Source organism: Streptomyces sp. NPDC087787 (genome assembly GCF_044743035.1).
Taxonomy (GTDB): domain Bacteria; phylum Actinomycetota; class Actinomycetes; order Streptomycetales; family Streptomycetaceae; genus Streptomyces.
This window is the reverse complement of sequence record NZ_JBIUVQ010000020.1, coordinates 25089-38246: the sequence shown is the minus strand read 5'-3', so window position 1 is coordinate 38246 and position 13158 is coordinate 25089. Positions and strand designations below refer to the sequence as shown.

Here is a 13158-nt window from a genome sequence, read left to right as displayed (position 1 = left end):
TTCGGGTCGGGTCTGCTGGGACACGGGCGCGTGCGGCCCCGGCCGGGACGGTCACAGATGACGGCGGCGGGCGGCCGCCTCGCGGTCGTAGCGCGCGCGGGCCCGGACGGCGGGCTCGCGCGCTGCCACCTCGGCCACCGGCACGTCCCACCAGGCCTCGGCCGGGGGAGCGGCCGGGGCGGAACGCTCGACGTCGGTCTCGACGTAGACGCACGTCGGGCGGTCGGAGGCACGGGCCGCGCCGAGCGCCCCGCGCAGCTCGCCGACCGTCTTGGCGCGCAGCACCTCCATGCCGAGGCTGGCGGCGTTGGCGGCGAGGTCCACGGGGAGGGGAGCCCCGGTGAAGGAGCCGTCGGCGGCGCGGTAGCGGTAGGCGGTTCCGTAGCGCTCGGCGCCCACCGACTCCGACAGCCCGCCGATGGAGGCGTACCCGTGGTTCTGGACCAGCACCACGTTGACGGGCAGGCCCTCCTGGACGGCGGTGACGATCTCCGTCGGCATCATCAGATAGGTGCCGTCGCCGACCAGCGCCCACACCGGGGTGTCCGGGGCGGCCTGCTGCACGCCGATCGCGGCCGGGATCTCGTAGCCCATGCAGGAGTAGCCGTACTCCAGGTGGTACTGGCGCGGAGAGCGGGCCCGCCACAGTTTGTGCAGGTCACCCGGGAGGGAGCCGGCCGCGTTGATCACCACGTCGTCGTCGCCCACGACCGCGTCCAGGGCGCCCAGCACCTGGCTCTGGGTCGGCACGGCACTGTCGTCGCCGACGCCGAACGCCGCCTCGACCACCCGCTCCCAGCGCTCCTTGCCGGCGCGGTACCCGGCCTCGTACGCGGCGTCCACCCGGTGTCCGGACAGTGCCTCCGTGAGCGCCGTGAGACCGGTGCGCGCGTCGCAGACGAGGGTGGTGGCCGCCAGCTTGTGGGCGTCGAACGCGGTCACGTTGAGGTTGACGAAACGGACCTCCGGGTTCTGGAAGAGCGTCCCGGAGGCGGTGGTGAAGTCGGTGTAGCGGGTGCCGACGCCGATGACGAGGTCCGCGGTGCGGGCCAGGTCGTCACTGACGGCCGTGCCGGTGTGGCCGATGCCGCCGAGGTCGGCCGGGTGGTCGTGGCGCAGCGAGCCCTTGCCCGCCTGGGTGGAGGCGACCGGGATGCCGGTGGCCTCGGCGAACGCCTTCAGCGCGTCCTCGGCGCCGCTGTGGTGGACGCCGCCGCCCGCGACGACCAGCGGGCGCCGGGCGGCGCGCACGGCCCGTACGGCGTCGGCGAGTTCGGCCGGGTCCGGGGCGGGACGCCGGACCCGCCACACCCGCTCGGCGAAGAACTCCTCGGGCCAGTCGAAGGCCTCCGCCTGCACGTCCTGCGGCAGGGCGAGGGTGACCGCCCCGGTCTCGGCCGGGTCGGTGAGCACCCGCATGGCGTTCAGGGCGGAGGGGATCAGGGCCTCGGGCCGGGTGATCCGGTCGAACCAGCGGGAGACGGGGCGCAGGCAGTCGTTGACCGACACGTCCGCCTCGACGGGGTGCTCCAGCTGCTGGAGCAGTGGGTCGGCGGCGTGCGAGGCGAAGTAGTCGCCGGGGAGCAGGAGCACCGGGAGACGGTTGATCGTGGCCAGGGCAGCACCCGTGACGAGGTTGGTGGCGCCGGGGCCGATGGACGTCGTGACCGCCTGGGTGGACAGCCGGCCGCGCTGCCGGGCGTACCCGACCGCCGCGTGCACCATGGCCTGCTCGTTGCGGCCCTGGTGGTACGGCATGACGTCCTCGCCGGCCTCCATCAGCGCCTGCCCGAGACCGGCCACGTTGCCGTGGCCGAAGATGCCCCAGGTGCCGGCGATCAGCCGGTGCCGTACGCCGTCCCGCTCGGTGTACTGGACGGCGAGGAACCGCACCAGGGCCTGGGCCGCGGTGAGGCGGATCGTGGAGTGGCTCATCGTGACCTCACGGGGAAGGGGCGGTGTACAGGGGCAGGCGGGGGTCGACGGGCTGTCCGGGCCAGGTGCCGCGGATCCACGCGTGGTCGGGGTGGTCGCAGATCAGCCAGGCGCGCTCGTCGTCCGGGCCGGCCATGACGTTGAGGTAGTACATGTGGTGGCCGGGCACGGCCATCGACGGCCCGTGCCAGCCGTCCGGGATCAGGACCACGTCACCGCCGCGCACCTCGGCCAGCACGTCCGTCTCCCGGCCGGGACCGGACGGGGAGACCCGCTGGTAGCCGAGGCCGGGGGTGCCGTCGTGGCCGGCGAACTCGAAGTAGTAGACCTCCTCCAGGACCGACTCCTCGCCCGGCCGGTGCTCGTCGTGCTTGTGCGGCGGGAAGGAGGACCAGTTGCCGCCGGGGGTGATCACCTCCACGGCGATCAGCCTGTCGCACTCGAAGACGCCGGCCGCGCCGAAGTTGTTGACCTGGCGGGAGCAGTTGCCGGTGCCGCGCAGCTCCACCGGTACGCCGGAGGCCGGACCGTAGCGGGCGGGCAGGCGCCGGGTGCAGCGGGCGCCGGTGAGCGCGAACCGTCCGCCGCCGGTGGACGTGACGGTCGCGCGGGCGTCGCGCGGTACGTACGCGAAGTCGCTCACGCCGCTGAACACGTTGTCACGGCCGGTGAGTTGGAACGTGTCACTGCCGAGGTCGCCGTCGGCCACGACCGTGCAGCCACCGGCGAGCGGCAGCACGATCCACTCGCTGTCGCCGGTGTCGAAGGTCTGCGAGCCGCCCGGCGGCAGTTCCAGGACGCGCAGACTGGAGTGGCCCCAGCCGGCGGACTCCGGGCTCACGTCCACCGCGTAGGGCCCACTGACGGCCTTTCCGGCGGGGAGGTGGTACGGGCTGGTCACGAAATGCCTCCTTGTCGCGGCTGGAGCGCGGCGGGTTACGGACGAGAAGGGGCGGGACCGCTTCGGCAGGTACCGGTCACAGCAGGCTCACCGCCGTGTCGACCGCGTCCTCCACACTGCCCGTGGCCGGGTACAGCAGCGACCGGCCGACGACCATGCCCTGCACGGTGGGGAGCCTGAGCGCCTTGCGCCAGCGCTCGTAGGCGCCCTCCTGGTCGTCGCCGATCTCGCCGCCGAGCAGCACGGCCGGGAGCGTGGAGGTCCGCAGGACCTCGGCCATGTCGTCCGGGTCCTCGGTGACGGGCAGTTTCAGCCAGGTGTAGGCGGAGGTGCCGCCCAGGCCGGACGCTATGGCGATGGAGCGGGTGACGGCCTCGGCGGACAGGTCGTTGGCGACCCTGCCGCCGGAGCGGCGCGCGATGAACGGCTCCACGAAGACGGGCAGGCGCAGCTCCGCCATCTCGTCGACGGCCCGCGCGGTGGACTCCATGGTGCTCAGTGAGCCGGGGTCGTCGTAGTCGACGCGCAGCAGCAGCTTGCCCGCGTCGAAGCGGAACCGGGCGATGTCGCGGGGGCGGTGCCCGGTGAAGCGGTCGTCCATCTCGAAGGAGGCGCCGGACAGGCCGCCCCGGTTCATCGAGCCCATGACGACCTTGCCGTCGAGCACTCCGAGCAGCAGCAGGTCCTCCAGGACGTCGGCGGTGGCGAGTACCCCGTCGACACCGGGCCGTGACAGTGCGACGCACAGGCGTTCGAGCAGTTCGGCCCGGTTGGCCATGGCGAGTCCGCGGCCGCCGACGCCGAGCGAGCCGCGCGCGGGGTGGTCGGCCGCCACGATCATCAGCCGGCCGCTGTCGCCGATCAGCGGGCGGCGCACCCGGCGCGCGGCGGCCTCCGCTACGGCCTCGGGGTGCCGGGCGCGGACCGCGGTCAGGTCGGGGATGCTGAGGCTCAAGAGGAGGCTCCGTTCAGGCAGTGGCTCGCGCGAGGAGGTCGTCGACCTCCGCACGGGTGGGCATCGCGGAGGAGCAGGCGAGGCGGGAGGCGACGAGGGCGCCGGCCGCGTTGGCGTACCGCATGGTCGTCGTCAGGTCCCAGCCGGACAGCAGTCCGTGGCAGAGCGAGCCGCCGAACGCGTCGCCCGCGCCGAGGCCGTTGACGACCTCGACGGGTACCGGCGGGACCTCGGCCCGGCTGCCGTCCCGGTGCACCGCGAGGACGCCCTTGGGGCCCTGCTTGACGACGGCCAGTTCCACACCGGCCGCAAGCAGTGCCTCGGCGCACGCCTCCGGCTTGCGTACGCCGGTGGCGATCTCGCACTCGTCGATGTTGCCGACCGCCACGGTGGCGTGCCGCAGTGCCTCGGCGTAATGCCGGCGGGCCTGGACGGGATCCGGCCAGAACATAGGGCGCCAGTCGAGGTCGAAGACGGTGGTGCCCGCCTTGTCGCGCGCGGCCAGGGCGGCGAGCGTGGCGGAGCGGCTCGGCTCCTCGCTCAGCCCGGTGCCGGTGACCCAGAAGATCCGGGCCGCGCGGACGGCCGGGAGGTCCAGTTCGCCGGTGTGGATCTCCAGGTCGGGCGCCTTGGGCCGGCGGTAGAAGTACAGGGGGAAGTCGTCCGGCGGGAAGATCTCGCAGAAGGTCACCGGGGTCGGGTACGCGGCGACCGGCGTGACCCAGCGGTCGTCGACGCCGAAGCCCTTCAGCGCCTCGTGCAGATACGCGCCGAACGGGTCGTCGCCGGTGCGGGTGATCACCGCGGTGGAGCGGCCGAGCCGGGCCGCGGCGACGGCCACGTTGGCCGCGGAACCGCCGAGGTACTTGCCGAAGGTCTCCACGCGCGCCAGGGGTACGCCGGACTGCAGGGGGTAGAGATCGACTCCGATGCGTCCCATGGTGATCAGGTCGAAGGCCTGGGCGGACTCAGCGGGCTCTGCCATGCGCGACGCTCCTCGAGCTGGGCTGGGGTGCGGATCCCGGGGGTCCCTGTGACGGGGACGCGGAGCCCGGGGCCTGCCGCCCTCCCAGATGTAGGACCCGGAGGGCCGCACTGTCAAGGCTTTGTTCTTACATTCGGACTAGGTCGTAGAACAGATGTCTTGACAAAGTATTGACAGCGGGCCCGCCACGGGATTGGATCCGGTCCCAACGCTGACTTCCCCTGGTTTTCAACGAGTTCCAAGAGTTCCCAGAGTTCGACCCGAGCTTTTCCCCAGCCACAGTGAGGTGCAGGAAAGATGGACCGCTCTTCTCGCCGCTTCCGCGGAGTCGCCCCCCTTGTGGCCGTGACCGCGATGGCGGCCCTGGCCCTCGCCGGCTGCTCCAGCAGCTCGGGCGGAAAGAAGGCCGAGGACGGCGGGGACGGCGGCAGCGGCGCCGCGGGCAAGGCCAACACGCCCCGGATGACGGTCGCGCTGGTCACCCACCAGGCGCCGGGTGACACCTTCTGGGACATCGTCCGCAAGGGCGCGGAGGCGGCCGCCGCCAAGGACAACATCAAGCTCGTCTACTCCGCCGACCCGAGCGCCGGCAGCCAGGCCAACCTCGTCCAGAACGCGATCGACCAGAAGGTCGACGGCATCGCCGTCACCCTCGCCAAGCCGGACGCGATGCGGGGCGTGCTGGCCAAGGCCGAGCAGGCGGGCATACCCGTGGTCGGACTCAACTCCGGCCTGAACGACTGGAAGAAGCTCAACCTGCTGGAGTTCTTCGGCCAGGACGAGTCGGTGGCGGGCGAGGCGTTCGGCAAGAAGCTGAACGAGGTCGGCGCCAAGAAGGCCGTCTGCGTGATCCACGAGCAGGGCAACGTCGGCCTGACCCAGCGCTGCGACGGCGTGAAGAAGACCTTCCAGGGCTCCATCGAGAACCTCTACGTCAACGGCGCGGACATGCCGTCGGTCAAGTCCACCATCACCGCCAAGCTCAAGCAGAACGGCTCCGTCGACCACGTCGTCACCCTCGGTGCCCCGGTCGCGATGACCGCGGTGCAGTCGGTGGGCGACGCGGGCAGCAAGGCCAAGGTCGCCACCTTCGACCTCAACAAGGAGCTGGCCGGCTCCGTCAAGAAGGGCGACATCGAGTTCGCCGTCGACCAGCAGCCCTACCTCCAGGGCTACCTGGCCGTGGACGGCCTGTGGCTGTACAAGAACAACGGCAACTACAGCGGCGGCGGTGAGCAGCCGGTGCTCACCGGACCGGCCTTCGTCGACAAGTCCAACGTCGAGCAGATCGCGGGGTTCGCCGCGAAGGGCACCCGGTGAGTGACATGTCCTCAAAGGCCGCGCCGGCGGTGGGCGCACCGCCGGCTCCCGGCTCCCGGCAGACCGACGGCCGCACCGTAAGGCGCCCGCTGGCGCTGCGGCTGCTGGCCCGCCCGGAGGTCGGGGTCTTCCTCGGCGCCGTCGCCGTGCTCGTGTTCTTCCTCGTCGCCGCCCCCTCGGTCCGCCAGGGCGGCTCCATGGCGACGGTCCTGTACCAGTCGTCGACCATCGGCATCATGGCCCTGCCGGTGGCCCTGCTGATGATCGGCGGGGAGTTCGACCTCTCCTCAGGTGTCGCCGTGATCACCTCGGCGCTCACCGCGAGCATGCTCAGCTACCAGCTCACCATGAACGTGTGGGCGGGGGTGATCGTCGCCCTGGCGGTGTCCCTGGGCGTCGGCGCCTTCAACGGCTGGCTGCTGGTCAAGACCGGCCTGCCGAGCTTCCTGGTCACCCTCGGCACCTTCCTGATCCTCCAGGGAGTCAACCTCGCCGTGACCAAACTGGTCACCGGCAACGTGGCCACCGACGACATCAGCGACATGGACGGCTTCGAGCAGGCCAAGGCCGTCTTCGCCTCGTCCTTCGACGTCGGCGGCGTCCAGGTGAAGATCACCGTGGTGTGGTGGCTGGTCTTCGCCGCACTGGCCACCTGGGTCCTGCTGCGCACCAAGTACGGCAACTGGATCTTCGCGGTCGGCGGCAACAAGGACAGTGCCCGCGCGGTCGGCGTGCCCGTCACCTTCACCAAGATCACCCTGTTCATGCTGGTCGGCTTCGGCGCCTGGTTCGCGGGCATGCACCAGCTGTTCTCGTTCAACACCGTGCAGTCCGGCGAGGGCGTCGGCCAGGAGCTCATCTACATCGCCGCCGCCGTGATCGGCGGCTGCCTGCTCACCGGCGGCTACGGCTCCGCCGTCGGCCCCGTCTTCGGCGCCTTCATGTTCGGCATGGTGAACCAGGGCATCGTCTACGCGGGCTGGAACCCCGACTGGTTCAAGGCCTTCCTCGGCGTGATGCTGCTCGGCGCCGTCCTCATCAATCTGTGGGTCCGGCGCACGGCGACCCGGAGGTGACCGACATGACCAGCGACAAGGCGGCGGCCCACGGAGCCGTCCTCCCCGACACCCCGCCCGCGCACGACGGGCCCGTCGTCGAACTGCGCGGCGCCGGCAAGTCCTACGGCAACATCCGCGCCCTGCACGGCGTCGACCTCGCCGTCCGCCCCGGGCGCGTCACCTGCGTGCTCGGGGACAACGGCGCCGGCAAGTCCACCCTCATCAAGATCATCTCCGGGCTGCACCAGCACACCGAGGGCGAGTTCCTCGTCGACGGAGCGCCGGTGCGCTTCTCCAGCCCGCGCGACGCCCTCGCCCGGGGCATCGCCACCGTCTACCAGGACCTGGCGACCGTCCCGCTCATGCCCGTGTGGCGGAACTTCTTCCTGGGCTCCGAGCTGACCAAGGGGCCCTGGCCCGTACGCCGCCTCGACATCGCCCGGATGAAGCGGACCGCGGACGAGGAACTGCGCAACATGGGCATCGTCCTGGACGACCTGGAACAGCCCATCGGAACGCTCTCCGGCGGCCAGCGCCAGTGCGTCGCCATCGCCCGCGCCGTCCACTTCGGCGCCCGCGTCCTCATCCTGGACGAGCCCACCGCCGCCCTCGGCGTCAAGCAGTCCGGTGTCGTGCTGAAGTACATCGCCGCCGCCCGCGACCGCGGCCTCGGCGTCATCTTCATCACCCACAACCCCCACCACGCCTACATGGTCGGCGACCACTTCAGCGTGCTGCGCCTGGGCACCCTCGAACTCAGCGCGGGCCGCAGCGAGGTCGGCCTGGACGAGCTGACCCACCACATGGCGGGCGGCACCGAACTCGCCGCCCTCAAGCACGAGCTGTCGCAGGTCCGCGGTGTCGACACCGAGGAGCTCCCGGAGGCGGACGTCCTCGCCGCGCCCACCGCGTCCGCACCGGAACCCACCGAAGGGAACTGATGACATGGCCCCCGTGCTGGACCGCATCCGGGTCGGCTCCGCCCCCGACTCCTGGGGCGTCTGGTTCCCCGACGACCCCGCGCAGGTGCCCTGGGAACGCTTCCTCGACGAGGTGGCCGAGGCCGGCTACTCCTGGATCGAACTCGGTCCCTACGGCTACCTGCCGACCGACCCGGCCCGGCTCAACGACGAGGTGGCCAGGCGCGACCTGAAGGTCTCGGCGGGCACCGTCTTCACCGGCCTGCACCGCGGCCCGTCGGTGTGGGAGTCCACCTGGGAGCACGTCAGCCAGGTCGCCGAACTCACCCGGGCCACCGGAGCACGCCACCTCGTCGTCATCCCCTCGTTCTGGCGCGACGACAAGACCGCCGAGATCCTGGAGCCGCCGGAGCTGACCGGCGAGCAGTGGACGCACCTGACCCGGGGCATGGAACGGCTCGGCCGCCAGGTCAGGGAGACGTACGGCCTCGACATCGTCGTCCACCCGCACGCCGACACCCACATCGACACCGAGGCCCACGTCGAACGCTTCCTCGACTCCACCGACTCCGGTCTCGTCAACCTCTGCCTGGACACCGGGCACTACGCCTACTGCGGCGGCGACAGCGTCAAGCTGATCGAGACCTACGGCGAGCGCATCGGCTACCTGCACCTCAAGCAGGTCGACCCGGAGATCCTCGCCGACGTGGTGGCGCACGAGGTGCCGTTCGGGCCGGCGGTCCAGCGGGGCGTGATGTGCGAGCCGCCGGCCGGAGTACCGGCCCTTGAACCGGTCCTGACGGCAGCGCAGGGGCTCGGCGTGGACCTCTTCGCGATCGTCGAGCAGGACATGTACCCGTGCGAGCCGGACACGCCGCTGCCCATCGCGGTGCGCACACGCCGGTTCCTGCGGTCCTGCGGCGCCTGACCCCGCCGGGAAAGACACCAGGCTCCCTGGAAAGGACGACTTCCGGACGCCGAGGAGAGGTACGACGATGGCCCGGTCATCGACTCTGAACGTCGCCGTCATCGGCGTCGGCCGCATGGGCGCCGACCATGTGCGCCGGATCCGGGAGGTCGTCAGCGGCGCCCGGGTGAGCGCCGTCGTGGACGCCGACGCGGAACGCGCCGAGGCCGTCGCGGCCCGCGCCGGCGGCTGCGCCGCGTACACCGACCCGGCCGCCGCGCTGGCCGCCGCCGACGTCGACGCGGTGCTCGTGGCCTCGCCGGGCCCGGCCCACGAGGCGGCCCTGCTCGCCGCCCTCGCCCACGACCTGCCCGTCCTGTGCGAGAAACCCCTCACCCCCGACCCGGCCTCCGCCCTGCGCGTACTCGACGCCGAGCGGCGGCTCGGCCGGCGGCGCGTCCAGGTGGGCTTCATGCGGCGCTACGACGCCGAGTACGTCCGGCTCGAACAGCTCCTGCGGACCGGCCGGCTGGGCCGCCCGCTGCTGCTGCACCAGCGCCACCGCAACGTGACCTCCCCGCCCGGCTGGACCAGCGACCTGCTCATCAGCGACTCGCTCGCGCACGAGGTGGACGCGACCCGCTGGCTGCTCGGCCAGGAGATCACCGCGGTGACCGTCCTGCGTCCCGCCCCGTCCGGCGACGCCCCCGCCGGCCTCCAGGACCCGCAGTTCGTCGTCCTCGAAACGGACGGCGGTGCCATCGCCGACGTGGAGGTCTTCGTCAACTGCGGCTTCGGCTACCAGGTGCGGGCCGAGGCCGTCTGCGAGCGCGGCACGGCGCACGTCGGCGACGGCCACGCCATGGTCACCCAGGCGGACGGCCGCTGGGGCGGCACCATCGCCCAGGACTACCTCGAACGCTTCGAGGACGCCTACGACCGCGAGGTGCAGACCTGGGTCGACTCCGTCCGCCACGGCACGCCCACTGGCCCCAGCGTCTGGGACGGCCTCGCCGCGGCCGCGGTCTGCGCGGCGGGCGTCCGCTCCCTGACCGAGGGCGGCCGGGTGGAGGTGGAGCTGCCCGAACGTCCGTCCCTGTACGGATGACACCCGCCGTACGCCCCGCGCTACAGTCGGGGCGTACGGGAAGCACGGAACGTCGCGTTCTGCGTGCCGATGGCGCAGGGGCGGGCACCTCCTCGACGGGGAGCGTAATGAGCACAGCGCGTGACCTGATGATCGTCGCCCTGGACGTGGAACCCAGCCGGCCGCCCGAGCGCGGGGACCTCTCCCTGGCGCTGGCCGGCGCCGAGGCGTACGACCTGCTGCGGGCCGAGCTGCTGGAGCTGGACGGCGACCGGATCGTGCCGCGGCTCCTGCCACAGGTCGGCGACCCGCTGCTGGCCGAGGCCGCCTCGTCGCTGGTGCGCCAGGTGCCGTACGAGACCCTGGAGGACTGGCTCTGGCGGCGCGGGCGCGGTCTGGCCGGGGCCTATCTGACCGCCCTGGAACAGGAGGGCCAGGTCACCTGGGAACGCAGCCGCTGGCTGCCGTTCCGGGGCGGCCGCACGGTCCTCAGCGACACCGGGGCACGGCGGCGCGCGGCCTACCGCTGGGCGGCCGACGAGCCGGTGCTGCTCACACTCGCGGCGGCCGTCGGCATCCGCGACGAGATGTCCGCGGCGGAGCCGGGCATCACCGACGACGCCGTCCTCACCGTCCTCGCCGCCGTCCACGACGCCGTGATGGAACTGGAGGCCGTCCGCCAGCGCCGAGCCATCGAGGGCGCGGCCTTCGCCAACGTCTGGCGCGGCGCGTAGCCGACCGCCACCGGTCGGTGCCTCGCCCGTCACCCGCAGACCGCCACCGCGCCGCCGTGCCCGGACACCCACCGGGTGGTGTCGCGCCGCCTCGCCGGCAGGCGCTGTCGCGCCGGGGCGCCCGAAGGGCGGTGCCTCGCCCGTTGCCCGCTAACCGTCACCGCGTCGTGCCGCCGACGCGCGGTGCCGTGTCCGGATGCCCGCAGGGTGGTGTCGCGCCGTGTCGCCGGGAGGCGCTGTCGCGCCGGGTCGCCCGGGGGGCGGTTCTCGCCCGTTGCCCGCTAACCGTCACCGCGTCGTGCCGCCGACGCGCGGTGCTGCGTCCGGATGCCCGCAGGGTGGTGTCGCGCCGTGTCGCCGGGAGGCGTTGTCGCGCCGGGCGTCCGGAGGGCGGTGTCCCGCCGCGTCGCGGACAGGCGCTGTGGCGCCCGGTCGGCCCCTGGGCGGTGTCGCGTCGTGCCGACGCGGTGGCGGTCTGTGTCCGGATGCCCGCAGGGTGGTGTCGCGCCGTGTCGCCGGCAGGCGCTGTCGCGCCCGGGTCGCCCGAAGGGCGGTTCTCGCCCGGTCGGCCGTAGACCGTCACCGTGCCGTGCCGCTGACGCGTGGTGCCGCGCCCGGTCGCCCGGAGGGTGGTGTCGCGCCGTGTCGCGGACAGGCGCTGTGGCGCCCGGTCGGCGGTAGACCGTCACCGTGCCGTGCCGCCGATGCGCGGTGCTGTGTCCGCATGCCCGCCGGGTGGTGTCGGGACCGTGTCGCCGGGAGGCGTTGTCGCGCCCGGTCGGCCGTAGACCGTCACCGTGCCGTGCCGCCGACACGTGGTGCTGCGTCCGGATGCCCGCCGGGTGGTGTCGAACTGCGTCGCCGGCAGGCGCTTTCGCGCTCGGTCGCCCGTAGGGCGGTGTGCCGGGGCGTCCCGCAGGGCGGTGCCGTGCCCCGTCGTCGACAGGCGCGGCCGCGTCCGGCGTCGGCAGGCGGGGTCGCGTCGGCGCTTTTAAGCTGAGGGGCGGCGTGGGTCGCCGTGGAAGTTTGGGCGGTGTCCTTCGTCCCCCGCTCGTCCGGGACGGCCGCGGGCCCGTTCCCAGGCGCTTGGAGCCGGCGCATGACCCACGTGTGTCCACGACTGCGACGGGCTGTCGTCACCGCGACCGCCGTCGGAGTGCTCGTGGTGCCCCTCGCCGGCGGGACCGCCTCCGCCGGACCCGCCGCCCACCCCGGCGCGGTCACGGCAACCGCGCCTGCGGGCATGTCGAACACCGGAGTGCGCAGACTGAGCCCCGACGTGGTCCGGCAGCTCGACCAGGCCGTGCTGCGCGTCATGCGGCAGGCGGGCGTGCCCGGAGTGACCGTGGGACTGTGGACACCGGACGAGGGCGAGTACGTCAAGTCCTTCGGCGTCGCCGACAGGAGTACCGGGCGGAAGATGTCGCCCGACCTGTACATGCGGATCGGCGGCGAGACCAAGACCTTCACCGTGACGGCCCTGCTGCACCTCGTGGACCGGCACAAGGTGCGCCTGGACGACCCCGTCGGCAAGTACGTCGCCGACGTGCCGAACGGGAACGGGATCACCCTGCGACAGCTCGCCGGCATGCGCAGCGGACTGTTCGACTACAGGGCGGACGCGGGCTTCCGCAAGGCGCTGGCCTCCGACCCGCACCGGTCCGTCACCCCGCACGAACTGCTCGCCCACGCCTTCAAGCACCCCCCGCTCTTCCCGCCGGGCCGGAAGTTCGACTACAGCAACACCAACCTCATCCTCCTCGGCCTGGTCGTCGAGAAGGCCGGCGGCCGGCCCCTCGCGGACTACCTCGCCACCCACGTACTGCGCCCGGCCGGACTCGACCAGACCTTCTTCCCGGCCGGGGCGCGGTTCCCGCGCCCCCACGCGCAGGGCCGCACGAACCGGACCGCGAACGGCGAGGTGCGGGACGCGGCCGACTGGAACCCCTCCTGGGCCTGGGCGGCCGGGGCGATGGTCTCCAACCTCGACGACCTGCGCGTCTGGGCGCGCACCGTCGCCACGGGCGCCCTGCCCGACGGCACCAGGCTCATCAGCCCCGCCTCCCAGCAACAGCGGCTCACCACACACCCGACCTCCGCCCCCGGCGCCGGATACGGCCTCGGCATCTTCGACGTGCGCGGCTGGATCGGCCACAACGGCTCCCTGCCGGGCTACGAGTCCCTCACCGTCCACCTCCCCGCGGCGCGCACGACCCTCGTCGTCCTGCTGAACAGCGACATCGACGAGCACGGGACCGAGCCCAGCACCCTGCTCGGCCGGGCGATCACGAAGATCGTCACCCCCGGGCACGTCTTCGACCTGCCGACCCGGGCGGCCGTCCGGTGACCGGCCGCC

At 72.7% G+C, this 13158-nt stretch carries 11 protein-coding genes; 7 read left to right on the top strand and 4 right to left on the bottom strand.

The window, feature by feature from the left end:
- Window positions 1–51: 51 nt before the first annotated feature.
- The 4 genes from iolD to iolC all read right to left on the bottom strand — a co-directional run bounded on the left by iolD (window position 52) and on the right by iolC (window position 4776).
- On the bottom strand, window positions 52–1935 hold the full coding sequence (gene iolD / locus ACIOWN_RS27900; protein WP_362353846.1) for a 3D-(3,5/4)-trihydroxycyclohexane-1,2-dione acylhydrolase (decyclizing): 1884 nt from the start codon (window positions 1933–1935) through the stop codon (window positions 52–54).
- A gap of 7 nt (window positions 1936–1942) precedes the next feature.
- Entirely contained in the window at window positions 1943–2836 is an 894-nt protein-coding gene (gene iolB / locus ACIOWN_RS27895; RefSeq protein WP_362353844.1) for a 5-deoxy-glucuronate isomerase, read from the bottom strand.
- Window positions 2837–2912: 76 nt separating this feature from the next.
- Window positions 2913–3791, bottom strand: coding sequence for a deoxyribose-phosphate aldolase (locus tag ACIOWN_RS27890; RefSeq protein WP_401983656.1), 879 nt, complete (start codon window positions 3789–3791; stop codon window positions 2913–2915).
- A 13-nt stretch (window positions 3792–3804) separates the two neighbouring features.
- Window positions 3805–4776 (bottom strand): 5-dehydro-2-deoxygluconokinase, encoded by a 972-nt coding sequence (iolC, locus tag ACIOWN_RS27885; protein WP_401983654.1) that lies wholly within the window; start codon window positions 4774–4776, stop codon window positions 3805–3807.
- A 297-nt stretch (window positions 4777–5073) separates the two neighbouring features.
- On the opposite strand from iolC, the gene ACIOWN_RS27880 reads away from it, so the two are divergent.
- The 7 genes from ACIOWN_RS27880 (at window position 5074) to ACIOWN_RS27850 (ending at window position 13149) form a co-directional block, all read left to right on the top strand.
- Window positions 5074–6096 carry a sugar ABC transporter substrate-binding protein gene (locus ACIOWN_RS27880; protein WP_362353838.1) on the top strand — a complete coding sequence of 341 codons (1023 nt, stop codon included), beginning with the start codon at window positions 5074–5076 and terminating at the stop codon, window positions 6094–6096.
- Window positions 6097–6101: 5 nt separating this feature from the next.
- A complete protein-coding gene (locus ACIOWN_RS27875) occupies window positions 6102–7172 on the top strand; it encodes an ABC transporter permease (RefSeq protein WP_362353959.1) in 1071 nt (356 codons plus the stop codon).
- Window positions 7173–7177: 5 nt separating this feature from the next.
- The gene (locus ACIOWN_RS27870) at window positions 7178–8095 is read left to right on the top strand and encodes an ATP-binding cassette domain-containing protein (protein ID WP_362353836.1); all 918 of its coding nucleotides are present in this window, start codon (window positions 7178–7180) and stop codon (window positions 8093–8095) included.
- A gap of 4 nt (window positions 8096–8099) precedes the next feature.
- Window positions 8100–9002 (top strand): sugar phosphate isomerase/epimerase family protein, encoded by a 903-nt coding sequence (locus ACIOWN_RS27865; protein ID WP_401983652.1) that lies wholly within the window; start codon window positions 8100–8102, stop codon window positions 9000–9002.
- 67 nt (window positions 9003–9069) lie between these two features.
- Entirely contained in the window at window positions 9070–10089 is a 1020-nt protein-coding gene (locus tag ACIOWN_RS27860) for a Gfo/Idh/MocA family protein (RefSeq protein ID WP_401983651.1), read from the top strand.
- 107 nt (window positions 10090–10196) lie between these two features.
- Window positions 10197–10802, top strand: coding sequence for a GPP34 family phosphoprotein (locus tag ACIOWN_RS27855; protein ID WP_362353832.1), 606 nt, complete (start codon window positions 10197–10199; stop codon window positions 10800–10802).
- A 1099-nt stretch (window positions 10803–11901) separates the two neighbouring features.
- Complete coding sequence (locus ACIOWN_RS27850; RefSeq protein WP_362353830.1) at window positions 11902–13149, top strand: serine hydrolase domain-containing protein; 1248 nt, start codon at window positions 11902–11904, stop codon at window positions 13147–13149.
- Window positions 13150–13158: the final 9 nt, after the last annotated feature.

Excerpts from the sequence above, each read along its gene's own strand:
- iolD (WP_362353846.1), bottom strand. The coding sequence starts at position 1,935 with ATGAGCCACTCCACGATCCGCCTCACCGCGGCCCAGGCCCTGGTGCGG.
- iolC (WP_401983654.1), bottom strand. The coding sequence starts at position 4,776 with ATGGCAGAGCCCGCTGAGTCCGCCCAGGCCTTCGACCTGATCACCATG.
- ACIOWN_RS27880 (WP_362353838.1), top strand. The coding sequence starts at position 5,074 with ATGGACCGCTCTTCTCGCCGCTTCCGCGGAGTCGCCCCCCTTGTGGCC.
- ACIOWN_RS27875 (WP_362353959.1), top strand. The coding sequence starts at position 6,102 with ATGTCCTCAAAGGCCGCGCCGGCGGTGGGCGCACCGCCGGCTCCCGGC.
- ACIOWN_RS27870 (WP_362353836.1), top strand. The coding sequence starts at position 7,178 with ATGACCAGCGACAAGGCGGCGGCCCACGGAGCCGTCCTCCCCGACACC.
- ACIOWN_RS27865 (WP_401983652.1), top strand. The coding sequence starts at position 8,100 with ATGGCCCCCGTGCTGGACCGCATCCGGGTCGGCTCCGCCCCCGACTCC.
- ACIOWN_RS27860 (WP_401983651.1), top strand. The coding sequence starts at position 9,070 with ATGGCCCGGTCATCGACTCTGAACGTCGCCGTCATCGGCGTCGGCCGC.
- ACIOWN_RS27855 (WP_362353832.1), top strand. The coding sequence starts at position 10,197 with ATGAGCACAGCGCGTGACCTGATGATCGTCGCCCTGGACGTGGAACCC.
- ACIOWN_RS27850 (WP_362353830.1), top strand. The coding sequence starts at position 11,902 with ATGACCCACGTGTGTCCACGACTGCGACGGGCTGTCGTCACCGCGACC.